This window comes from Ensifer sp. GW823-FHT05D09 (assembly GCF_058795755.1).
Genome location: NZ_JBXAIA010000003.1, coordinates 223255 through 245326 on the forward strand (window position 1 = coordinate 223255; position 22072 = coordinate 245326).

Sequence of the window (22072 nt, forward strand, 5' to 3'; positions counted from 1 at the left end):
GACAAGCGCGGTTCACCACCCCTTCCCCGCGCAGTTTCAGATGCTATGATGGGGCCATGAACACGAAACCGCAGAGATCGATCCGGCTCCCGCTGCTTGCAGCTGTCGCGATGACGCTCGCCGTCGTGTCGGTTCTTGCATTCCGCGGCTGGATGGCGAACGGCGCCGACATGTTCCTGGCGCTTGCCCAATCCGGCCTTGCCTGGTGCCTGTGACCTGATGAAGCCGACCGCCTGAGCATTTCCAGGAAAAGTCCGAAGCGGTTTTCGTCTGGAAATGCGTCAACTTGCCTGCGGCAATTCTCCCATTTGCGCGGCCGCGATGGAGACGGTATCAAAAGCCGATCAACCTGATAGGGCCGGCTCAGGCCCCAACAAATCGGTAGCACGCATGAAAACCATTCGCATCGCCCTTTGGGCCGCTGTCGTCGTCATGGCCGGCGTTCTCGGCTGGCTGACCTACGAGATGACCCAGTCGAAGCAGCAGGCCGCCTCCGGCCCCTTCGGCGTGCCCTTCACACTGGTGGCGCAGGACGGCAAGGAGATCACCGAAAAGGCCTTCACCGGCAAACCGACAGCGCTGTTCTTCGGCTTCACCCATTGCCCGGAGGTTTGCCCGACCACGTTGTTCGAGCTGAACGGCTGGCTGGAAAAGGTCGATCCGGAAGGCAACAAGCTGCAGGCCTATTTCATCACCGTCGACCCCGAGCGCGACACGCCTGACATTCTCGGCCAGTACGTGTCCAACGTCTCCAAGCGCATCACCGGCATTTCCGGCCCGGCCGAAAAGGTCCTGGACATGGTCAAGGGCTACCGCGTCTACGCCAAGAAGGTGCCGCTCGACGAGAAGCAGCCTAACGGAGACTACACCATGGACCATACGGCGTCCGTGTTCCTGCTTGACGCCGACGGCAAATTCTCCGGCACCATCGCCTATGAGGAGAACCCCGAGACGGCGATCAAGAAGCTCGAGAACCTCGCCAAGGGCTGAGGACGGCTCCAGCCTCAATCGAATGCTTTTCTTTTGCAAGCGCCGGCATCGCCCGGCGCTTTGCGTTTGCCCGGCATTCATGCTAGCGGCGGGGGCTTGCAGCGCCGCGCGCCAGAACGGGCGCGCGAAGATTATGCAGTGTCAGCCGAAGGACAGAGCCTTGAGCGAGATCAGACTTTTCGTCACCACCACCGAGAAGCAGGCGGAAGCCGTGCTCGACCGCTTGAGCGAGGTTTTCGGCGAAGAGGATTTTGCCATCGGCACGACGGAAGTCGACGAAAAGCGTGATGTGTGGGAAGCCTCGATCTACATGATGAGGGTTGATGAGGAAGGCGTGAACGAGCGCCTGACCGAGGCGCTGGCCGATGGCTTTGCCCATCTCGCGATCACGCGCGAAGTGCTGCCGGATATCGACTGGATCGCCAAGTCGCTCGAGGGGTTGGCACCGGTGCGTGCCGGCCGCTTCGTCGTGCACGGCTCCCATGATCGCGACAAGGTCCGCACCGGCGAAATCGCCATCGAGATCGAGGCAGGCCAGGCCTTCGGCACCGGCCACCACGGTACCACCGCGGGCTGCCTCGAAGTGCTGGCGACGGTCGCGCGCACCCGCACGGTGCGCAATGTGCTCGACCTTGGCACCGGCAGCGGCGTGCTCGCGATCGCCGCCTGGAAGCTCCTGCACGTGCCGGTGCTTGCCACCGACATCGACCCGATCGCAACCCGCGTCGCCGAGGAAAACGCACGGCGCAACGGTGTCGTCACCGGCATGACCTTTGCGACCGCCCCCGGCTTTCACTCGACCGCCTTCAGCGGCAACGGCCCGTTCGACCTGATCATCGCCAACATCCTCGCCCGCCCGCTGATGAAGATGGCGCCGCAGCTGACCGCCAACCTCGCGCCCGGCGGCTCGGTGATCCTCTCGGGTATTCTCGCTGAACAGCGCTGGAAAGTGCTTGCCCACTACAACGGCCAGCACCTGCGCCACGTGCGCACCATCTGGCGCAACGGCTGGGTCACGATCCACCTGGAGAAGTAATTTCGGCTTTTTGCCAGCGCGTGCGCAGCGGCCCCTCATCCGCCTACCGGCACCTTCTCCCCGCACGCGGGGAGAAGGCATCTGTGGCACCGTACCGCCACGTCATTACCTTCCCGCGCACTGGCGGTCTTCGAGCCAGGGCTATGCGCAGAGACGTCCTGTCGTCCGATAAACAAGCATCTCAGCCCACCGCCTTCCGCTGCGCCAGCCATCGCGCACGTCCCCTCGCCCCGCCTGCGGGGAGAGGGCTAGGGTGAGGGGCATTCGCAAACCACAATGAGAGCCGGCATCGCACGGATGCCCGAAGGAAAAAGCGATATCAACGCAACCGTCGCGCCTGATGCGCTTCGCGCGCACACACTTTCAAAACCCGGAAAAACGAAAAGGCCGCCACGTCCATCATGACGGGCGGCCCTTCGAAACAAAGGCGATGCCAGGGGCATCGCCTGCTGGTCGGCTTGAGACCGACCATGCCCGCGAGCCTGAGGAGGAGGAGCGCTCGAGCGGGCGTCTACCGTTCCGAAATTGACCACCCTTGAGGGAGGAGGAGAACAGAATGATCAACTATTCTCGGAACTGCAGGCTTTTGAACCACCGGATGTTCGTCCGTGTTCGTTGAGGCGGCTTATAAACTATTATTCCGATAGAGAAAGCGGCTTCTTGGCATAGGAGCCATGCACAAAGCGCATATGTATGGTAAATGAGCAATTGCCCTTTAATTCTGTGCACGCCACGCGGCACACTTGCCCGGCAGGAAGTCGCCTCTTTCCTCATAAGGGTCGTTTCCGCTAAGATCGCGCATCTTTCCCGCGGTTCTCCGCCCAATTTACCGGAAATCCCTCATGTTTCAGTCCTTTGAAGTCACCTCCACGCCGCAGTTCGGCAAGGAGCGCACAGAAGCGTTGCGCGCGTCCTTCGCGAGCCTCGGCATCGACGGCTTTCTCGTGCCGCGTGCCGACGAGTTCCAGGGCGAGTATGTGCCGGCCTCGTCCGAGCGGCTTTCCTGGCTGACCGGCTTTACCGGGTCGGCCGGTATCGCATTGATCACGCAGAGTCAGGCCGTCGTGTTCGTCGATGGACGTTACGTCACCCAATTGAAAGAGCAGGTCGACGGGCAGGTCTTTACCGGCGGCGACCTGATCGGCGAGCCGCCGCATCTGTGGCTGGAAAACAACGGCACCAAGGGCTTCAGGCTCGGCATCGACCCGTGGCTGCACACCGGTGCTGAAGTGCGCCGCTTGGAAAAGGCCCTTGCCACGCTCGGCGGCTCGCTGGTCTTCCTCGATCACAACCCGCTCGACCGCATCTGGACCGGACGCCCGGCCGCGCCCCTTGGCCGCGTCTCCATTCAGCCGATCGAACAGGCCGGTGAACTGGCCAAGGACAAGATCGCGACCATCGCTGCCGGCCTCGGCAAGGCCGGCGCCGGTGCCGTGGTGCTGACCGACCCCTCGTCCGTCGCCTGGACCTTCAACATCCGCGGCACCGATGTACCGCACACGCCGCATCCGCTCGCCCGCGCCATCGTCCATGCCGATGGCCGCGCCGAGATCTTCCTCGATAAGCGCAAGACCGGCATCGAGCAGGAAGCCTATCTCACCCAGATCGCCGAGATCGCAGCACCCTCGACCTTCGACGACCGCCTGAAGGCGCTCGGTGCTGCCGGCGCCGCCGTGATGCTCGACCCGGACCTCGCTTCGTTTGCCATTTCCGAGTTGATCCGCGGCAACGGCGGCAAGGTAGTCGAAGCCGTCGATCCCGCCCGCCTGCCCCGCGCCCAGAAGAACAAGGCCGAGATCGAGGGTTCCACCCGCGCGCATCTGCAGGACGGCGCTGCCATGGTCGAGTTCCTCGCCTGGCTCGACAGGGCCGAACCCGGCACGGTCACCGAAATCGGCGCCGCCAACCAGCTGGAAGCCGCCCGCGCCACTGTCGGCGAGCGCATGCAGAACCCGCTGAAAGACATTTCCTTCGACACCATCTCCGGCGCCGGTTCGCATGCGGCGATCATGCACTATCGCGTGACGACCGACACCGACCGCGCCATCGAGGCCGGAACCATGTTCCTGATCGATTCCGGCGCGCAATACATCAACGGCACCACCGACATCACCCGCACGGTCGCGATCGGCGCGGTGCCGGAAGAGCAGAAGCGCTTCTTCACCCTGGTGCTCAAGGGCATGATCGCCATCAGCACGGCGCGTTTCCCCAAGGGCACGCGCGGCGTCGACCTCGACCCCTTGGCCCGCATCGCGCTCTGGAAGGCGGGTGCTGATTACGCCCACGGCACCGGCCACGGCGTCGGCTCCTATCTCTCGGTGCATGAGGGCCCACAGCGCATCGCCCGGCTTTCCACCCAGGAGCTGCTGGCCGGCATGATCCTTTCGAACGAGCCGGGCTACTACCGCCCCGGCGCCTTCGGTATCCGCATCGAAAACCTGATCGTGGTCCAGCCGGCCGAAGAGATCGCCGGCGGCGACTTGCCCATGCTCGGCTTCGATACGATCACCTATTGCCCGATCGACCGCCGCCTGGTGCTGCCGGCGCTTTTGACCGACGAGGAACTCGCCTGGTTCAACGCCTACCATGCCGAGACGCGCGAAAAGCTGATGCCATTGTTGGTCAGCGACGAGACCCGCAACTGGTTGAAGGCAGCAACCGAGGCGCTGAGCCGCTAAGCCGGAATACGATCAGAGACAAAACGAAAACGCCGCGGTTCATCAGAACCGCGGCGTTTTCGGTTTGGATGCGGGACTGCTCGCCTACAGCACCAGGTGGCGCAGCAGCATCACCACCACCCAGCCGATGACCAGCATGCGCAGGGTGGACAGGTTGAGCCCGAGCGCAATGGCGAAGGCGACGAACATCGAGACCGCCACGTCGAAGCCGCCATAGACGAAGGCGGGCGCGACCAGCGTCGTCAACACTGCGGCCGGCACGGCATTCAGCGCCGCCTCCAGCCGCGGCGGGATCTGCTTCATCTGGGTGATGAGCACATAGCCGCCGATGCGGGTGACGAAGGTGGCAACGGCCGCCGCGATGATGAGATAGACAAGGTTGAGGTGCTGCGGATCCATGGCTCAGGCCTCCTTCTCGATGGCGACGGGCGGTGCAGCCACAGTCTCGACCGGCGGCAGGCAGGCAGCGAGCAGCACACCCGCCAGCGCCCCGATGCTGACATGCCAGGGCGAGCCGACGAAATGCATGCCGGCAACGGATGCGACGGCCGAAACGGCAACGATCGGCAGGAAGCGGTCGCGCTTGCGAAAGCCCATGACGAGGCCAAGGAAATAGATCGGCAACAGCACGTCGAGGCCAATCGCCTTGGGGTCGCCGATCATCTGGCCGAAGATCGCGCCCAGCAGCGTGTTGAAGATCCAGGGGAAATAGATCACCAGCCCGAAGCCGAGATACCAGGGGAAGGTCACCGGCAGGCCGCGCTCGCCGCGTTTCTCGGTCTCGGCATATTGGGGATCGACCAGCAGGAAGAAGGCGAAGAATTTCTGGATCGGCGTGAAATGCCGGATGTATTTGGCGATCGAGGCGGAATAGAGCACGTGGCGGAAGTTGACCGCGAACACCGAGAGCACCACCAGCCAGGGCTGGACGTGGTTGCCGAACAGCTCGATGCCGACCATCTGGCTCGCGCCGGCATAAACCGTCGCGCTCATGAACACGGTATCGGCGATGGTAAAGCCGTTGTCGACCGCAAGCGCGCCGAACAGCGCGCCGAACGGCGAAGCCGCCAGCATGATCGGAAAGCCGCCGCGCACGCCCTCCCAGAATTCGTCTTTTCTCATGGGTTCCTCCCGCGGCGCCTTGTCTCGGCGCCCGCGGCATGCTGCCTTAGATCGAGATCGATCCAGGCCACATGCAGCATTTCAAACTTGGTGTAACGGCCGTCGCGCGCCTTGGTGCTCACGGCTATCGTCCTGTGCCGGACAGATAGGCGCTTCGCCCCTGCCCAACAATTCAATTGCGCTTATACAATGATTGAATTTTATGATGCCTGGCGGCTGCAGGCTTGAACGAAATGCGCATGAGGTCGGCAAACGCTGGCGTTTCGTTGCCGCCGACATCCCATGTCCCGACAACCGTCAGGTCAACATGAGGTCAGCCTGAGGCCCATCCGGGATCACCCCGGTGGGATGGGGCGCAGGCCGCATCGACCTGCCCCCTTGTCACAAGCGCCGTGCTTTCATTCGGCACGGGCAAAGTCGCGTGAAGGCGGAGCGCCTTAGCGCTTGACCTGGAACGTATGTTCGATGCCCGGGAAGCTGCGCGCCTTCACCTCCGCCGCATATTCCTCGGCCGCCTTGGAAATCGCCGGAGCCAGCTCGGCGAAATGCTTGACGAAGCGCGGCTTGAAGTCGTTGAACAGGCCGAGCATGTCGTCGGAGACGAGGATCTGGCCATCGCAGGCCGGCGACGCGCCGATGCCGATCGTCGGCGAACGCAACTCGCCGGTGATTTCGCGCGCAACCGGCTCGACCGTGCCTTCAACGACGATCGCAAACGCACCGGCATCATCGATCGCCTTGGCGTCGCGGCGGATCTTCGCCACTTCCTTCTCGTTGCGGCCGACCGAGCGATAGCCGCCGGTGGTGTTGACGAGCTGCGGCATCAGGCCGACATGACCGAGGACCGGAATGCCGCGGCTGACGAGGAAATCGACGGTCTCGGCCATTTCGGCGCCACCTTCGAGCTTCACCGCGCTACAGCCGGTTTCCTTCAGGATGCGGGCGGCACTGCGGAAGGCCTGTTCCTTGGATTCCTGATAGGAGCCGAACGGCAGATCGATGACGATGCAGGAGCGCTCCGAACCGCGCATGACCGCCTGGCCATGGGCGATCATCATGTCGAGCGTGACGCCGACGGTGGTATCGAGACCGTAGAGCACCATGCCGAGCGAATCGCCGACCAGCAGGAAATCGACATGCGGATCGAGCAGCCGGGCGATCGGCGTCGTATAGGCCGTCAGGCTGACGATCGGGCGTTCGCCCTTCAGCGCTTCGATGCTGGCGGGGCTCAGGCGGCGTTTCGAGGACTGTACGCTCATTCTCAGGCAACCTTTGCAAAACGTGCGGATTTGGACGCAATCACGCGGTTATCGAGCAGCTTCGTCGTGCCGAAGCGGACGAAGAGCAACAGGAGGACCGGCTTGTTGCCGACCTCGTGAATGGTTTCGAGCGTGTCGGGGTCGCGCAGCGCCACGACTTCGGGCCGTGCGAGCGGCTCGGTCGAGAGAAATGCGATAACCGCCTTTTCCACCTCGGCAGCGTCGGTGATGCCGGACGCCACCAGCCGTTCGGCCTCGGCAAGCGCCTTCGGCACGATGGCCGCCGCCCGGCGTTCTTCTGCCGTCAGATAGACATTGCGCGACGAACAGGCGAGCCCGTCAGCCTCGCGCACCGTCGGAACGCCGACGACGGAAACCGGCTGAGCGAGATCTTCGACCATGCGGCGAATGATCTGCAGCTGCTGGAAATCCTTCTCGCCGAAATAGGCTCGGTCCGGCTGAACGATGTTGAACAGCTTGGTGACGACGGTCGAAACGCCGGCAAAGTGGCCAGGACGCACCGAGCCTTCGAGCTCGGAACCGAGCTTCGGCACGTCGACGACCGTTTCCATCGGGCGCGGATACATGTCGGACACGTCAGGCGAAAACAGGAAGTCGACGCCACCCTGCTCCAGCATCGCCTGGTCGCGTGCGAGATCGCGCGGATACTTGCTGAGATCTTCGTTGGGGCCGAACTGCAGCGGATTGACGAAGATACTGGCAACCACGACATCGTTGTCTTCACGCGCGCGTCGCACAAGTTCCATATGGCCGACATGAAGATAGCCCATGGTCGGCACGAGCCCGACCGTTCGGCCTGCACGGCGGTGCTCGGAAAGGGCTGCGCGCAGCTCGGCAATGGTGGTGATGGTCTTCAAATCCGGACCCTCCAATCCGCGAAGGCGCCGATCGCGCCCCGCCCCGCGGCATATGGCGCTTGGCCCGCTCCGCGAAAAGGCAATTGCACAAAATTTGGCTGCAAACCTCTATCTTGTGCAGCGCAAAAAGACAAACGGAAATGGTGCCGCTGCGAATGGGAACAACCCGGTCATCGACGTCGCACCGGCCAGACGCAAAAGTGCGGTATCGGTCCGATGAACTTGCGCCCCCTTGGCACGCTGAGGCTCACTGAGCCGCAGACGCTGGCACCCGCCAAGGTGGATCGAGCCTGTTGGTTCCGGCGAAATAGAGCACAATACGGTTACCGGCGGGATCAAAAACTTCGGCTTCCCGCCAGCGCCAGCTTTTGTCAGCAGGGCTGCTGGCAAACAGGATGCCGGCCTCGATCAGCCGGCTGACGGTCAGATCCAGATCATCGCACTCGAAATAGACGGTGGTCCCACCCGCCGTCGCCTCGCCCTGATGCAGCGAAAATGAACTGCCTCCGTCAGGGCAGACGAAGCGCACATAATGCGGCCTTGCATCGACGATCGGCTCCAGGCCGAGTTTCCGGTAGAATACCCACCCGGCATCGAGATCGGGCATCGTCACCGTCACCTGGTTCAAGCGCATGATGTTTCCTCATGTCAAAGGCCCGCGGCCCGGTTCCTCCTGTCTCGCAGCACCCCTCAGCAGGGTCTGGAGACCACGGAACATCGGTCAGAAACATTCGCGGTGCAAATGATAAGCGCCCTGCCGGAAACCGTTGGTCCGAAGGGCGGCAAAGCCGGCAAAGTTCAGTGTGTCGCGCCGAAAAAATCGGCGCGACCCGCGGGATTGGGCAGAGATCGGCTCCGGGGCCCCCTAGCCGAACTTGACGAGATTGATCGCCGGCAACGGCCCGCCCGGAAACTGCGCGAGCTTGGCCCCGACCGCAAGCGACCCGAGATCGATACCGAAGAAGCCGAGCCGGTCGATCAGTCGGGCAACGTCGGCCTTTGCGCTCTCGTCGTCACCGGAGAAAAACAGCACGCGGCTGCCGCCTTCTGCCTCCGGATCACCCGAGATGAGCTGTGCCAGCAGATGGTTGAAGGCCTTGACGACGCGGGCGCCGGGCACGAGGTCGGCGAAGATCTTGCTCGACAATCGGCCGTCAAGCTCGGCCGGCTTGAACAGCGGCGCCTCGATCGGGTTGTTGGCGTCGATGGCGATGCGACCGTTCCAGGCTGGCAGGCCGGCAAGTGCTTTTGGCAATTTCGACCAGTTGACGGCAACGAGCACGATGTCGGCGCTTGCCGCCTCCTCCCGCGTGCCGGCGGTGATGAAGGGCGAAAGTTCATCTGTCAGCGCCTTCAGGCTTTCCGGCCCGCGGCTGTTGGCGATGGTTGCAGGGATCGACGCTTTGGCGAGCGCCCGGGCGAAGGCCGACCCGATGTTGCCGGATCCGATAATACCGATGGACATGGACATTCTCCTTGGTACGCGCCGCTGGTAGCAGCCGATTTCTTGGGGCTGCGGCGACGCTGATCAGGGTTGAGGAGTGTTGACGGGGCGCCGACCGGCACACCCGTTTCTCATCGACGTGGACCGGTCAGGCGGTAAAGCCGCCGTCGGCAACGATGTCGGCGCCGGTGACGAAGGCAGCCTCCGGGCTTGCCAGATAAGAGACGACGCTGGCGATCTCCTCCGGCTTGCCATAGCGCCCGATCGCCATGCCGGGACCGACGATCTTGGAGACGGGTCCGCCGTCCGGGTTCATGTCGGTATCGGTCGGCCCCGGATGCACCGTGTTGACGGTGATGCCGCGAGGGCCGAGATCGCGCACCAGGCTGCGGTTGAAGCCGGCGACCGCACCCTTGGTCAGCGTGTAGAGCGAGGCGGTTGGAAAGGCGGCGTAACGCACCATCGACGAGCCGATATGAATGACGCGGCCACCCGGCTTCATCCGGCGCACGGCCTCCTGCGTGGCGACGAAGACGCCGGTGACGTTGACGGCGATCATGCGGTTGTAATCGGCGTCGGTGATCTCGTCGATCGGACCGCCCAGCGCAATGCCGGCGTTGTTGACGAGGATATCGACGCCTCCGAGCGTCTTTGCCACCTCGTTGACAGCGGCGCGCACCGCACCGGCATCGCCGGCATCCGCCCTGATGGCAAGCGCATGGCCGCCCGCAGCCTCGATCTCCGAGACCACCGCGGCCGCCTTTTCCGGCGAACCGTGATAGGTGATGGCGACGGCCGCACCGTCGGTTGCGAGGCGCTTTGCGACGGCGGCGCCGATCGAGCGCGAACCTCCCGTCACCAACGCCACCTTGCCTTCCAGCGTCTTTCTATTCTCGGTCATGACATCAACTCCTTCAGCGTTTCGATGGAGTGGATATTGCCATTTCATTCCGCCAGCATAAGCTGGCAATCGCTTTCATCATCTTCAACGATTGCTTGAATATTCGACCATGGAAACCCTTGCCAATCTCGAATCCTTCGTGCGCAGCGCCGAACTCGGCGGCTTTTCCGGCGCGGCGCGAAAACTGGCGCTGACGCCGGCAGCGGTCAGCCGCAACGTCGCGATGCTGGAGCGGAACCTCGGCGTTCGCCTGTTTCATCGATCGACGCGTAAGTTGACGTTGACCGAGGAAGGCGAGCGCTTCCTCGCTTCCATCCGTGACAATCTCGAGGGCCTGCAAAACGCGATCGCTGGCATGTCGGCCGAAGGCGGCGCACCCGCGGGCCTGCTCAAGGTCAGCCTCAGCCCTACCTTCGGCATCGATCACATCCTGCCGCTGGTGCCGGCGTTCCTGGAGAGATATCCGGCTGTCCGCCTCGACTGGCAATTCGATAACCGGCAGGTGGATCTGGTAGCCGAAGGTTTCGACGCGGCGATCGGCGGCGGCTTCGAGCTTTCGCCCGGCATCATCGCGCGGCCGATCGCACCGGCGCACATCATCGCGGTCGCCTCGCCCGCCTACCTGAAGAAACATCCTTTTCCGCTGGACCCTTCGGGGCTCGCCGACCTTGATGGCATCGTCATGCGTGCCAGCGGCACCGGACGCATCCGCCACTGGACGATGCGCAACGTGAGCGGCGATGAAATGAGCGCCACGCCGCGCGAAACCCTCGTCGTCAACGACCCGACCGCCATGTGCCGGGCGGCCCTCATCGGCCTCGGCGTGACCCTGATCGCCGTTCCCGATGTGCTCGGCCACCTCGAAAGCGGCGCCCTCGTGCGGCTCGTTCCCAAATGGTATGCCGATGCAGGCCCGATCTCGATCTACTACGGCAGCCGGACGCTGTTGCCGGCAAAGACCCGTGTCTTCGTCGACTTCATCGCCGAGCATTTCAAACGCCACCGCCTCGCCGAGCGCTTTGCCGGCAGCCTTGGGTGAGCCAGGAATTCTTGAAAACCGCTGATTGCGCACCACCTCAGCACGGACACATCGCATTCCTCAAAAAAATGTCTGACCGGCTGTCGGCTGCGTGTCCAGCCGTTCGTCCTAGTAATGTCCAACCAAGAAAATCCCTTATGAGGAGCATTCCATGCGCATGATTTTTGTGAACCTGCCCGTCAAGGACCTGAAGGCGTCGCGGAGCTTTTTCGCGGCACTCGGCTATACCTTCAACGAGCAGTTCTCCGACGACACGGCCGCCTGCACGGTGATCTCGGACAACATCTTCGTCATGCTTTTGACCGAACCGAAGTTCCGCAATTTCATCACCGGCGAGATCAGCGACACGTCAAAGGGCACGGAAGTCATCACGGCGCTGTCAGCTTCAAGCCGTGCCGAATGCGACGACCTGCTCGCCAAGGCGCTCGCCGCCGGCGCCAAGCCCTGGAAGCCGGCCATCGATTACGGCTTCATGTACGGCATCAGTTTCCAGGATCTGGATGGCCACGTCTGGGAATACATGTGGATGGATATGGCAGCCCAGCAGCAGGCCTCCTGATCTAACACTATGCCCCTGCCTTGCGCCCGCCGCTTCCTGCGGCGGGCGTTTTTGTGTGATCGAATGGCCGCAGCACCAGCCGAAGCCGTCGCTCGGCGGCCATTTCTGGAAGAAGTTGCACCGGAAATCCGATAGTTGGGGAGCGGATACGAATGGCAAGCGAATGATAGCCAGCGCTTGCAAGCATGTAGAAAGAGGAAGCCCCATGTCCACGACTGTCGAAGCCAAGCATTGGTCCAAGGTCGAGCTTTTGCACGAGACCGTGCGCAACCCGAACATCCACGTGCGCGGCACCAACAGCTATTACAGCAACGCCTGGACCGGCTCTTTCGAAGAGAGCGTCGTTCGCTACCTCTATGGCGACGACTACAGCCTGAAGGCCTGGGAGCCGCAATGGCCGATCGACCAGTTGCGCATCGGCGACTACGTCGCGATCGGCGCCGAGGCCGTGATCCTGATGGGCGGCAACCACACCCACCGGACCGATTGGGTGAGCCTCTATCCCTTCCTCGACGTCATCGGCGAAGCCTATATCGGCAAGGGCGACACCGTCATCGGCGATGGCGCCTGGATCGGCATGCGTGCCATGATCATGCCGGGCGTCACGCTGGGCGAAGGTGCCGTCATCGCATCCGGCGCAATCGTCACCAAGGATGTGGCGCCCTATACCATTGTTGCCGGCAATCCGGCCCGGCCGGTGCGCCAGCGCTTTTCCGAAACCGACATCGAGACGTTGCTCGGTCTCGGCATCTACCAATGGGAGAAGGCGAAATTCGAAGCGCTACGGCGCTTTATCTGCGCCGACGACATTTCCGCGCTGAAAGCCGCATCAGAAGCCTACGATCGAGAGCAGGCGTAACCACGACGCCTGCCGGTCGCGCCTGATCGGCAGGCATCAGAGCGTTTCCAGTCTGAACGACCCCGCGGAAACGCTCTATCTCCTTGTTTTACGCATGTCTTGACGAAAAGCCGCTTCGCACTTTTCCTGGAAATGCATCAGCCCGCGATTAGCGCCAGCCACTCGTCCTCGTCCATCGTCTGCACGCCAAGCTCTCGCGCCTTGTCGAGCTTGGAGCCCGCCCCCGGGCCTGCGACGACGATATCGGTCTTCTTCGACACCGAACCTGCCACCTTGGCGCCAAGGCTTTCTGCCCTGGCCTTGGCCTCGTCGCGCGTCATCTTTTCGAGCGAACCGGTAAAGACGACGGTCTTGCCGGCGACCGGGCTATCGCTTGCAACCGGCTTTTCCGCGTCTTCAGGCGTGACCTCCGCAAGCAGCCGCGTCACCACTTCGAGATTGCGCGGCTCCTTGTAGAATTCGACGATGGCGCGCGCGACCACTTCGCCGATCCCGTCGATGCTGTTGAGCTCGTTCCAGGCATCGCCGGTAAAGCTGCCGGCCTCGCCCATGGCCGCACCGAAGGCCTCATAGGTGCCGTAGGAGCGCGCCAACAGCTTGGCCGTGGTCTCGCCGACATGACGGATGCCGAGCGCATAGATGAAGCGGTTGAGCGCGATCGAGCGCCGCGTATTGATCGCATCATAGAGCTTGCGCACGCTGACACGGCCGAAGCCGTCGATATTCTCGAGCTTCGTCAGCGATGCCTCCTGGCGCTTCTCCAGCGTGAAGATATCGGCGGCCGTGCGGATCGACAGCGTCGGATCCTCGCTTTCGAAGAAAAACTCGATCTGCTTGGAACCGAGACCCTCGATGTCATAGGCATTGCGCGAGACGAAATGCTTCAAATGCTCGACCGCCTGCGCCCGGCAGACGAACCCGCCGGTGCAGCGGCGCACTGCGTCGACCTTGCCGGACTTCTCGTTGATGTCGCGCACCGCATGGCTGCCGCAGACGGGGCATGTCGTTGGAAAACGATAGGGTTCGCTCCCCTCCTTGCGCTCGTCCATGACAACATCGACGATCTGCGGGATGACGTCGCCGGCGCGCTGGACGATGACCATGTCGCCGATGCGGATGTCGCGGCCCTCGCGAATCGGCTCGCCTGAGTTGCCGAGCCCCTTGATGTAATCCTCGTTGTGCAGCGTGGCGTTGGTGACGACGACACCGCCGACGGTGATCGGCTCCAGCCGTGCGACCGGCGTCAGCGCGCCGGTGCGGCCCACCTGGATGTCGATGGCCGTCAGCCGCGTAAACGCCTGCTCGGCCGGGAACTTGTGCGCTGTCGCCCAGCGCGGCGAGCGCGAGCGGAAGCCGAGGCGGGCCTGCAGGTCGAGCCTGTCGACCTTGTAGACCACGCCGTCGATATCGTAATCGAGATCCGGACGTTCACGCTCGATATGGTGGTAGTGCGCCAGCAGTTCGTCGGCGGACGAGATCCGCTGCATCAGCGGGTTGACCGGGAACCCCCAGGCCTTGAACGCTTCCACCATGCCGAACTGGGTATCTGCAGGCATTTCCGACATCTCGCCCCAGGCATAGGCAAAGAACCGCAGCTTGCGGCTGGCCGTCACCTTGGCGTCGAGCTGGCGCAGCGAGCCTGACGCGGTGTTGCGCGGATTGACGTAGAGCGGCTTGCCGAGTGCTGCCATCTCCGCGTTGAGGGCGGCGAAGTCCGATTTCCCCATGTAGATTTCACCGCGCACCTCGACAATCTCAGGTGCGCCAGCCGGCAGCGTCTGCGGGATCATGCCGATGGTGCGGATATTGGCGGTGACGTTTTCACCTGTCGTGCCGTCGCCACGGGTCGCGGCCGTCACCAGCTTCCGGTTTTCGTAGCGCAGCGACATCGAGAGACCGTCGATCTTGGGCTCGGCGGTAAAAGCGATCGAGTTGTCGGGCAGTTGGCCGAGGAACCGATAGACGGACGCCACGAAATCACGCGCATCCTCGTCGGAAAACGTATTGTCGAGCGACAGCATCGGCCGGGCGTGGACGACCGGCTGGAACGTGACCGAGGGGGCCGCCCCCACCTTCTTCGACGGGCTGTCCTCGCGAATGAGTGCCGGGAACCGCGCCTCGATCGCGTCGTTGCGCCGTTTCAGCGCGTCATAGTCCGCGTCCGTGATCTCTGGCGCGTCGTTGCCGTGATAGAGCGCATCGTGACGGGCGAGCTCGGAGGCGAGAAAAGCCAGTTCCCCGGCAGCTTCCGTTTCGGTGAGGTTCTCGACGGGTTTCAGTTCACTGGACATGCGCGACGACTCCGGATTGGGAGTCGTTTTTTAGAGCAACTGCCGGGAAAGAAAAGAGCGACCGCGAGCAAGCTCCCCTGATCATCCGGCGGAAACGACACTTGGCGAGACATCGGCGCAGCGGCGGATCTCCAGTTCGCACCAACGTTCGTATCGCTTCTGGTAGCGGGCGCGTATCACCTCCAGATCCTGCCGGTGAATGCCGCGTCGGGTGTAGATCCATTTGCCTTCGGCAAGGCCTCGCATGACACGACCGACCGGCTCCAGCCCGAACATCTTCAGGATGGCGGCGCCGCCCTTGTCCCAGCCGATGCCGTAGAGGTCGATACCTTCAGGCGGAAACTCCTGGTACTCCAGGATCGCCGACACCGTCGCCCAGACAAGAATGCCGTTTTGCCGTCGGCGTTCGCTGCGCATGGAATCAAGCAGGTAGCTCAGATTAAGGATGGTGGCGAGATAGACCACCTTGGCCTTGCGCGCCTTCGGATGGGCAAGCAGCCCGTTGGCAAGCAGATCGTCGAAGCCGTAGTCGCCTTGCAGGAACAGCTTGAAGTGGTTCTTCTCGAAGACGTAGTAGTCGGTGAAACCGAAGATATGGTCGTCCGAATCCTGCAGGCAGATCAGGCTGTAGGGATCGGAGAAGAAGGCCTTCATATCCTCCTCCGGATCGATCGCGTCGCTCTGGAAGACATCCTGCGCCTTGCGGATCACATCATAGGCAACCGCGGTCGAAGGCGGGATACGAACCAGATACGGACGCTCGTCCTCCATGCTGGAACGCAGAAGGCCGGGCGGCTCGATCCAGCCATCGCTTTCCTCCGGCAATTCGATGCTGCGCAGACCTGAAAGCCGCGCGACCACAAAAGGAAGGACCGCGGTCGCGCCGACCACTGTCAGGATACCAAGCACTCCAAGCTGTTTGTCCGCTTCCTTTATCGTCAGGATGTAACCGACGAAGGCGAGCGAATAGATCACGATCAGCTCTGGATGCTTGCGCATCTGCTCCAGCCGAAGCTGAAGCCGCTGCTGTAGTCTCTCCCACATGCGCTATGCCGCCCGCTATTCCGCCAAAGACGAATAAAAACACGTACGCGGAGGGCCCGGCAACCTGGCGAGAAGACGTAGGAGCCTTAACCGTTGCCGGACAGCAACCTTGCGGCAGCCGCCCTCGCCTCTTCGGTGATCGAGGCGCCGGCGAGCATGCGGGCGATTTCCTCCGTGCGGGCCTTGTCGTCCATGCGGGCGACGCGGGTCGAGATCATCTCGGCCTTCTCGGCCGATGGCCCCTTGGAGATCAACAGATGCGTTGCCGCGCGTGCGGCCACCTGCGGTGCGTGAGTGACGGAAAGCACCTGCACCGTGCCGGAAAGCCGCTTCAGCCGCTGGCCGATCGCATCGGCAACCGCGCCACCGACGCCGGTATCGATTTCGTCGAAGACGAGTGTCGGCGCCGAGCCGCGGTCGGCAAGCGCCACCTTCAGCGCCAGCAGGAAGCGCGAAAGCTCGCCCCCGGACGCCACCTTCATGATCGGCCCCGGCCGGGTGCCCGGATTGGTCTGGACATGGAATTCGACGAGATCGATTCCGTCTGCGGTCGGCTGCGCGGCGTCGCTCTGCACTTCCACCATGAAGCGGGCGCGCTCGAGCTTCAGTGCCGGCAGCTCGGCCATGACGGCGGCCGACAGCGCCGAGGCGGTGCTTTGGCGCTTGTCGGACAGCGTGCGCGCGGCAGCGTCGAAGGCCACCCGTGCAGCGCCCACCTGCGCGTCGAGCTGCTTCAGTTTCTCTTCACCGGCGTCGAGGTCGGCGAGATCGGAAATCATCCGGACGGCCAGTGCCGGAAGCTCGGCGACCGGCACGGAATATTTGCGGCTGGCGCCACGAAGTGCAAACAGGCGTTCTTCTACCCGCTCCAGCTCCTTCGGATCGAATTCGGTGTTGCGCAACGCCCGCTCGACGGCCATCTGAGCGTCGGAAAGCTGGTTGAGCGCGCCGTCGAGCAGCTCGACGGTTTCTTCGAGCAGGCCGGGCGCCTCATGGCTCTTGCGCTCGAGCCGGCGCACGAGAGAGGCGATAAGCGGGACAGGCGAGCCATTGCCGTTCAGGAATTCGGACGCTTCGTTGATGTCGCCGGCAATGCGCTCGGACTTCATCATTCGGGCGCGCTTTTCGGCGAGCTCATCCTCTTCGCCGTCGCGCGGATTGAGTTTTTCCAGCTCTTCGACCGACGAGCGCAGATAGTCGGCCTCGCGGGCCGCTGCCTCGACGCGCTCGCGGTGTTTCTTCAGCCCACGCTCGGCGTCCTTCCAGGCACGATAGAGACCGGAAACCTGTTCGGCCTCGTCGGTCGTGCCGCCGAAGGCGTCGAGCAGCGTGCGGTGGGCGTCGATATCGACCAGCGCCCGGTCGTCATGCTGTCCGTGGATTTCGACCAGCGTCTGGCCGAGCTGCCGCATCAGCTGCACGCTGACCGGTTGGTCGTTGACGAAAGCTTTTGTGCGGCCATCGGCCGACTGCACCCGACGGAAGATCAGGTCGCCGTCATCGTCGATGCCATTGTCGCGCAGCATCAGCCGCGCCGAGTGCCCCATCGGCACGTCGAACACCGCCGTCACCTGCCCCTTGTCGGAACCATGACGCACCAGCGAGCCGTCGCCGCGCCCGCCAAGGGCGAGCGACAGACTGTCGAGAAGAATGGATTTACCCGCGCCGGTCTCACCGGTCAGCACGGACAGTCCGGCCTCGAACGCCAGATCAAGCCGTTCAATCAGGACGATATCGCGGATCGAAATCTGGGCGAGCATCCGGGGTCAAATCTTCCGTATCAGGCGCCGATCAGCTTCTTGCCTGCGCGCGCAATCCAGGAACTTCCGCTTTCGCGTGGCTCGAGACCACCCGACTGCAGCAGCTTGAACGAATCACCATACCACTGGCTGTCAGGATAGTTGTGTCCGAGAACGGCGGCAGCGGTCTGCGCTTCGGAGGTCACGCCCATGGCGTAGTAAGCTTCGACCAGACGGGCCAGAGCCTCTTCGACCTGGTTGGTATTGGGATACTGCTCGACGACCGTGCGGAAACGCGACACGGCGGCGAGGTATTCCTTGCGCTCGAGATAGTAGCGGCCGACTTGCATTTCCTTGCCGGCGAGCTGGTCGCGGGCAAAGCGGATCTTCGACTGCGCATCCTCGACATATTGCGAGTCCGGATACCTGTCGACGACGGCCTGCATCGCCTCGATCGCCTTGAAGGCCGGCTTCTGATCCTGCGTCACCGCCGGGATCTGCTTGGTATAGGCAAGGCCCTGGATGTACTGCGCGTAGGCAGCATCTTCGGACTGCGGATAGAGGTTGAGGTAACGACCGGTGGCGTTGATCGCCTCCTGGTACTGACCGTTGCGGTAGGAAACGAACGCGTTCATCACCAGCGCCTTGCGGGCGTATTCGGAGAACGGGTGCTGCCTGTCGAGCGCTTCGAACTTGCGCGCCGCCTCGCCGGTCTTGCCGGCATTGAGGTTGGCAAGACCCTGGTTGTACAGCACTTCCGGCGGATCGGTCTCGGCCGTCAGCTTGGTGATGTCGATATCGGGATCGTTCTGGCAGGCGGTAATCAGGGCGCTGCCGGCAACGGCCGCGACAACCACGGCGAACACACGCGCTGACTTCTTCAAATCAACAGAAACTGCAAGAACCATCGGATATTCCCGTTCCATTCTGCGGGCATGGACCCCGCCAGACATGCGCTTTTAGAGCAAGTTGCCTCAAGACCGCAACGTCATGATCGGTGATTCATGCAAATTTGTGGCGGCGCCGACATGAAAATGCCGGCCTTTCGGCCGGCGACTGGAGGAGAGTGTCCTTTTGTTGTTATGCGGACCAGGGCGCGAAGCCCGGAACTGCAACCGCAACCATGTCGCGCGCACGGGTGCGCTGGCGTGGTGTGGCGGTTTCGACAACCTCGTAGGCCGAGGGATCGCTGAGTAGAGCCTTGAGCGCATTTGCGTTCATCTTGTGACCACCGCGGTAGGAACGGTAGCAGCCGATGAACGGCGCGCCGGCAAGCGACAGGTCGCCAACAGCGTCGAGCGTCTTGTGGCGCACGAATTCGTCTGTGTAGCGAAGGCCTTCGACGTTGATGACCGAATTGTCGTCGGAAATCACGACCGAATTTTCGAGCGACGAACCCAGCGCGTAGCCGGCCGCCCAGAGGCGCTCGACGTCGCGCATGAAGCCGAAGGTGCGGGCACGCGACAGTTCGCGCTTGAACACCGAAGGCGTCATGTCGCCCTTCCAGGCCTGGCGACCGATCAACGGGCAATCGAAATCGATCTCCACCTCGAAGCGCATGCCGTCATAGGGCGTGAACTCCGACCAGGACGCGCCCGATTCGATTCTGACCGGCTTGATCACTCGGATGTAGCGACGCTTGACCGCAAGCGCACGAACGCCGACCTGTTCGATCGCGTCGATAAAGGGTTCTGAGCTGCCGTCCATGATCGGCATCTCGGCGCCGTGAACCTCGATGGTGAGGTTGTCGAGGCCGAGCGCGTAGATAGCCGCCATCACATGCTCGATCGTCGCGATCGAGGTGGCCGGCGACATGCCGAGAACAGTGCAGAGATCGGTATTGCCGACCTGCGAGGACACCGCCTTGAATTCGCTCAGGCGACCGTTGGAAAGAACGCGCTGGAAAACGATGCCCGCATCGGCTTCGGCCGGATGGAAGGTGATTTCCACCTCGGCGCCGGAATGAACGCCAATTCCCTTGAGCGTTACCGGGCTAGCAATCGTGGTCTGAAACCCGAGCAATTCGATTCCCATTCTCGTCGTCACTTTCAATACCTATGGCCCCAGGGCCCAAACATCAGGCGGATGCAGCGGTTTTCAGGGCACAAGAAAGGCGCCCGAGAGTTTCGACACAAAGGTCGGAACTCTGCGTTTCGAACAGACAGCGCGTGATCGAATCGCATGCATCCCCAATTCCGAGTTTGAAAATAGAGGTTCTGAGGCACCATTCCAAATCACTGTTCGTTTCGCTTTGTTACGCATTTGCGACGGACGAGGCAACCAAAGCAACCTATTGAAAAAATGACGGAAATGCAAAAATGCCCGGGCGTTAGCCCGGGCACTCGGCAAGGTGAAGGAACGGGCCTTCAAGATCAGTTCGATTGACGGCGCAGGAACGCCGGGATCTCGAGCTGATCATCTTCGTGCGAGCGCGCCTGCGGTGCGGCGCGACCGTGATCGTCAAGCTGGCCGCGACGCGGCGCATAGAGGCTGGCTTCGGGCGACAGCGGACGGCGCTGCTGGGAAGCGGCAGCCGGCGCACCAGCCGTCATGTCGGCGGAGACGCTGTGGCTTTCCTTTTCGCGCAGGCCGAGCGAGCTGGTGATGCGGTTCAAGAGGCCCATCGGGCCGCGTTCTTCCGGCATCTGCGGCGCCGGCTGGGCGCGCTGGTCCATCTCGGCCTTCACGACCGGCGGGAAGTCTTCGACCTTCGGCATGCGAACCGGCTCGGCCTGCTGGCGGATGACCGGAGCGATCGGTTCCTGGCGCTGAACCGGCTGCGGCTGGGCCTGTGCGTGAACCGGCATTTCGACCGGACGCTGAACCGGGGCCGGCTGGCGCATGACAGGAGCGGCCTCTACCGGTGCAGCACCGGCAAAAAGCTTGCTCTGGGGACGGAAGTCCTCATGGGCCTGCTGCATCGGTGCTGGTGCCTGGGTGGCGGCACGGGTCGCGATATCGAGTTCGCGTTCCATTTCCGCTTCGCGGATCGCAAGCGCGATCTGGTCGACGGAGTTCTGCTGCTGCACCGGCTGGGCGACCGGCTGCTGAACCGGAGCGGGCTGGTGGTGGGCAACAGCCGGCTGCTGGGCCGGAATGGCTGCCGACGGGCGGATGATCGGCTTCTGGGCTGCTACCGAACGAAAGTCAGCCGAACGACCGGCTACCTCCGCGGCCGTGCGATCGATGCCGGTCGCAACGACCGATACGCGGATCAGGCCTTCGAGTTCTTCGTCGAATGTGGCGCCGAGGATGATGTTGGCGTCCGGGTCGACTTCTTCGCGGATGCGGGTTGCCGCTTCGTCGAGTTCGAACAGCGTCAGGTCGCGACCGCCGGTGATGGAGATCAGCAGGCCCTGCGCGCCCTTCATCGAGGTTTCGTCGAGCAGCGGGTTGGCGATAGCAGCTTCGGCGGCGGCCATTGCACGGCCCTCGCCCGAGGCTTCGCCGGTGCCCATCATGGCGCGGCCCATTTCACGCATCACCGAGCGGACGTCGGCGAAGTCGAGGTTGATGAGGCCTTCCTTGACCATGAGGTCGGTGATGCAGGCAACGCCCGAATAGAGGACCTGGTCGGCCATCGCGAACGCATCGGCAAACGTCGTGCGGTCATTGGCGATGCGGAAAAGGTTCTGGTTCGGGATAACGATCAGGGTGTCGACCGACTTCTGCAGTTCGGCAATGCCCTGGTCAGCCAGACGCATGCGGCGCTGGCCTTCGAAATGGAACGGCTTGGTGACGACGCCGACGGTCAGGATGCCCTTGTTGCGGGCGGCCTGTGCGACGATCGGGGCTGCACCGGTGCCGGTGCCGCCGCCCATGCCGGCGGTGACGAAGCACATGTGGGTGCCGTGCAGGTGATCGATGATCTCGTCGATGCACTCTTCGGCAGCCGCACGGCCGACTTCCGGCTGCGAGCCGGCGCCAAGACCTTCGGTCACGGCGACACCCATCTGGATGACGCGCTCTGCCTTGGTCATGGTCAGTGCCTGCGCGTCGGTGTTGGCAACGACGAAGTCGACGCCTTCAAGACCCGCGGTGATCATGTTGTTGACGGCATTGCCGCCGCCGCCGCCAACACCAAAGACGGTGATGCGGGGCTTCAGCTCCGTGATATCCGGCTTCTGCAAGTTGATAGTCATAGTACCCGTTCCTTCTGTTTTCTGGCCGCCTTGCCGAGCCGACCAAATCCTTGAAATTCCAACTTTGTCTTCACCGGGCGCCGTCCCTGTT

The 22072-nt window shown here is 62.9% G+C and carries 20 protein-coding genes; 7 read left to right on the forward strand and 13 right to left on the reverse strand.

Annotation, left to right across the window (positions count from 1 at the left end):
- The first annotated feature begins 56 nt into the window (after positions 1 to 56).
- The 4 genes from AC1Q80_RS11470 to AC1Q80_RS11485 all read left to right on the forward strand — a co-directional run bounded on the left by AC1Q80_RS11470 (position 57) and on the right by AC1Q80_RS11485 (position 4704).
- Positions 57 to 215 carry a hypothetical protein gene (locus tag AC1Q80_RS11470; RefSeq protein ID WP_173420581.1) on the forward strand — a complete coding sequence of 53 codons (159 nt, stop codon included), beginning with the start codon at positions 57 to 59 and terminating at the stop codon, positions 213 to 215.
- Positions 216 to 390: 175 nt separating this feature from the next.
- Positions 391 to 990 (forward strand): SCO family protein, encoded by a 600-nt coding sequence (locus AC1Q80_RS11475; protein ID WP_173420582.1) that lies wholly within the window; start codon positions 391 to 393, stop codon positions 988 to 990.
- A 160-nt stretch (positions 991 to 1150) separates the two neighbouring features.
- Positions 1151 to 2026, forward strand: a complete 876-nt coding sequence (locus AC1Q80_RS11480) for a 50S ribosomal protein L11 methyltransferase (protein ID WP_173420583.1) — start codon at positions 1151 to 1153, stop codon at positions 2024 to 2026.
- An 842-nt stretch (positions 2027 to 2868) separates the two neighbouring features.
- A complete protein-coding gene (locus AC1Q80_RS11485) occupies positions 2869 to 4704 on the forward strand; it encodes an aminopeptidase P family protein (protein WP_492360505.1) in 1836 nt (611 codons plus the stop codon).
- An 84-nt stretch (positions 4705 to 4788) separates the two neighbouring features.
- Here AC1Q80_RS11485 and AC1Q80_RS11490 read toward each other — a convergent pair whose 3' ends face one another.
- From AC1Q80_RS11490 to AC1Q80_RS11520, 7 genes are all read right to left on the reverse strand, one after another.
- Positions 4789 to 5103: an AzlD family protein gene (locus AC1Q80_RS11490; RefSeq protein ID WP_492360506.1), complete on the reverse strand. Its 315-nt coding sequence runs from the start codon at positions 5101 to 5103 to the stop codon at positions 4789 to 4791.
- 3 nt (positions 5104 to 5106) lie between these two features.
- Positions 5107 to 5826 carry an AzlC family ABC transporter permease gene (locus AC1Q80_RS11495; RefSeq protein WP_173420585.1) on the reverse strand — a complete coding sequence of 240 codons (720 nt, stop codon included), beginning with the start codon at positions 5824 to 5826 and terminating at the stop codon, positions 5107 to 5109.
- 437 nt (positions 5827 to 6263) lie between these two features.
- Positions 6264 to 7085: a 3-methyl-2-oxobutanoate hydroxymethyltransferase gene (gene panB / locus AC1Q80_RS11500; protein WP_173420586.1), complete on the reverse strand. Its 822-nt coding sequence runs from the start codon at positions 7083 to 7085 to the stop codon at positions 6264 to 6266.
- A gap of 2 nt (positions 7086 to 7087) precedes the next feature.
- On the reverse strand, positions 7088 to 7963 hold the full coding sequence (panC, locus tag AC1Q80_RS11505; RefSeq protein ID WP_492360507.1) for a pantoate--beta-alanine ligase: 876 nt from the start codon (positions 7961 to 7963) through the stop codon (positions 7088 to 7090).
- A 247-nt stretch (positions 7964 to 8210) separates the two neighbouring features.
- Positions 8211 to 8597: a VOC family protein gene (locus AC1Q80_RS11510; protein ID WP_492360508.1), complete on the reverse strand. Its 387-nt coding sequence runs from the start codon at positions 8595 to 8597 to the stop codon at positions 8211 to 8213.
- A 231-nt stretch (positions 8598 to 8828) separates the two neighbouring features.
- Positions 8829 to 9428: an NADPH-dependent F420 reductase gene (locus tag AC1Q80_RS11515; protein WP_492360509.1), complete on the reverse strand. Its 600-nt coding sequence runs from the start codon at positions 9426 to 9428 to the stop codon at positions 8829 to 8831.
- Positions 9429 to 9555: 127 nt separating this feature from the next.
- Complete coding sequence (locus AC1Q80_RS11520) at positions 9556 to 10308, reverse strand: 3-oxoacyl-ACP reductase family protein (protein ID WP_173420590.1); 753 nt, start codon at positions 10306 to 10308, stop codon at positions 9556 to 9558.
- Between the two features lie 109 nt (positions 10309 to 10417).
- On the opposite strand from AC1Q80_RS11520, the gene AC1Q80_RS11525 reads away from it, so the two are divergent.
- The 3 genes from AC1Q80_RS11525 (at position 10418) to AC1Q80_RS11535 (ending at position 12765) form a co-directional block, all read left to right on the forward strand.
- Entirely contained in the window at positions 10418 to 11347 is a 930-nt protein-coding gene (locus AC1Q80_RS11525; protein WP_209790719.1) for a LysR family transcriptional regulator, read from the forward strand.
- A gap of 151 nt (positions 11348 to 11498) precedes the next feature.
- A complete protein-coding gene (locus AC1Q80_RS11530) occupies positions 11499 to 11906 on the forward strand; it encodes a VOC family protein (RefSeq protein ID WP_173420592.1) in 408 nt (135 codons plus the stop codon).
- A 205-nt stretch (positions 11907 to 12111) separates the two neighbouring features.
- The gene (locus AC1Q80_RS11535) at positions 12112 to 12765 is read left to right on the forward strand and encodes a CatB-related O-acetyltransferase (RefSeq protein ID WP_492360510.1); all 654 of its coding nucleotides are present in this window, start codon (positions 12112 to 12114) and stop codon (positions 12763 to 12765) included.
- A 137-nt stretch (positions 12766 to 12902) separates the two neighbouring features.
- Here the strand turns inward: AC1Q80_RS11535 and ligA are convergent, their stop codons facing one another.
- From ligA to ftsZ, 6 genes are all read right to left on the reverse strand, one after another.
- Positions 12903 to 15056: an NAD-dependent DNA ligase LigA gene (gene ligA, locus AC1Q80_RS11540; protein ID WP_492360511.1), complete on the reverse strand. Its 2154-nt coding sequence runs from the start codon at positions 15054 to 15056 to the stop codon at positions 12903 to 12905.
- Between the two features lie 81 nt (positions 15057 to 15137).
- A complete protein-coding gene (locus AC1Q80_RS11545; RefSeq protein WP_492360512.1) occupies positions 15138 to 16100 on the reverse strand; it encodes a hypothetical protein in 963 nt (320 codons plus the stop codon).
- An 86-nt stretch (positions 16101 to 16186) separates the two neighbouring features.
- Positions 16187 to 17860, reverse strand: coding sequence for a DNA repair protein RecN (gene recN, locus AC1Q80_RS11550; RefSeq protein ID WP_209790715.1), 1674 nt, complete (start codon positions 17858 to 17860; stop codon positions 16187 to 16189).
- 20 nt (positions 17861 to 17880) lie between these two features.
- Positions 17881 to 18747, reverse strand: a complete 867-nt coding sequence (locus AC1Q80_RS11555) for an outer membrane protein assembly factor BamD (protein WP_173420597.1) — start codon at positions 18745 to 18747, stop codon at positions 17881 to 17883.
- A gap of 172 nt (positions 18748 to 18919) precedes the next feature.
- Positions 18920 to 19873 carry a UDP-3-O-acyl-N-acetylglucosamine deacetylase gene (lpxC, locus tag AC1Q80_RS11560; RefSeq protein WP_173420598.1) on the reverse strand — a complete coding sequence of 318 codons (954 nt, stop codon included), beginning with the start codon at positions 19871 to 19873 and terminating at the stop codon, positions 18920 to 18922.
- 338 nt (positions 19874 to 20211) lie between these two features.
- A complete protein-coding gene (gene ftsZ, locus AC1Q80_RS11565) occupies positions 20212 to 21981 on the reverse strand; it encodes a cell division protein FtsZ (protein WP_492360513.1) in 1770 nt (589 codons plus the stop codon).
- Positions 21982 to 22072 lie beyond the last annotated feature (91 nt).

Bases quoted from the DNA above. Each gene is read 5' to 3' on its own strand.
- recN (WP_209790715.1), bottom strand. From the start codon at position 17,860: ATGCTCGCCCAGATTTCGATCCGCGATATCGTCCTGATTGAACGGCTT.
- AC1Q80_RS11490 (WP_492360506.1), bottom strand. From the start codon at position 5,103: ATGGATCCGCAGCACCTCAACCTTGTCTATCTCATCATCGCGGCGGCC.
- ftsZ (WP_492360513.1), bottom strand. From the start codon at position 21,981: ATGACTATCAACTTGCAGAAGCCGGATATCACGGAGCTGAAGCCCCGC.
- AC1Q80_RS11525 (WP_209790719.1), top strand. From the start codon at position 10,418: ATGGAAACCCTTGCCAATCTCGAATCCTTCGTGCGCAGCGCCGAACTC.
- panB (WP_173420586.1), bottom strand. From the start codon at position 7,085: ATGAGCGTACAGTCCTCGAAACGCCGCCTGAGCCCCGCCAGCATCGAA.
- AC1Q80_RS11470 (WP_173420581.1), top strand. From the start codon at position 57: ATGAACACGAAACCGCAGAGATCGATCCGGCTCCCGCTGCTTGCAGCT.
- AC1Q80_RS11485 (WP_492360505.1), top strand. From the start codon at position 2,869: ATGTTTCAGTCCTTTGAAGTCACCTCCACGCCGCAGTTCGGCAAGGAG.
- AC1Q80_RS11530 (WP_173420592.1), top strand. From the start codon at position 11,499: ATGCGCATGATTTTTGTGAACCTGCCCGTCAAGGACCTGAAGGCGTCG.
- AC1Q80_RS11510 (WP_492360508.1), bottom strand. From the start codon at position 8,597: ATGCGCTTGAACCAGGTGACGGTGACGATGCCCGATCTCGATGCCGGG.
- lpxC (WP_173420598.1), bottom strand. From the start codon at position 19,873: ATGGGAATCGAATTGCTCGGGTTTCAGACCACGATTGCTAGCCCGGTA.
- AC1Q80_RS11535 (WP_492360510.1), top strand. From the start codon at position 12,112: ATGTCCACGACTGTCGAAGCCAAGCATTGGTCCAAGGTCGAGCTTTTG.
- AC1Q80_RS11475 (WP_173420582.1), top strand. From the start codon at position 391: ATGAAAACCATTCGCATCGCCCTTTGGGCCGCTGTCGTCGTCATGGCC.
- AC1Q80_RS11545 (WP_492360512.1), bottom strand. From the start codon at position 16,100: ATGTGGGAGAGACTACAGCAGCGGCTTCAGCTTCGGCTGGAGCAGATG.
- ligA (WP_492360511.1), bottom strand. From the start codon at position 15,056: ATGTCCAGTGAACTGAAACCCGTCGAGAACCTCACCGAAACGGAAGCT.
- AC1Q80_RS11520 (WP_173420590.1), bottom strand. From the start codon at position 10,308: ATGACCGAGAATAGAAAGACGCTGGAAGGCAAGGTGGCGTTGGTGACG.
- AC1Q80_RS11515 (WP_492360509.1), bottom strand. From the start codon at position 9,428: ATGTCCATCGGTATTATCGGATCCGGCAACATCGGGTCGGCCTTCGCC.
- AC1Q80_RS11495 (WP_173420585.1), bottom strand. From the start codon at position 5,826: ATGAGAAAAGACGAATTCTGGGAGGGCGTGCGCGGCGGCTTTCCGATC.
- AC1Q80_RS11555 (WP_173420597.1), bottom strand. From the start codon at position 18,747: ATGGTTCTTGCAGTTTCTGTTGATTTGAAGAAGTCAGCGCGTGTGTTC.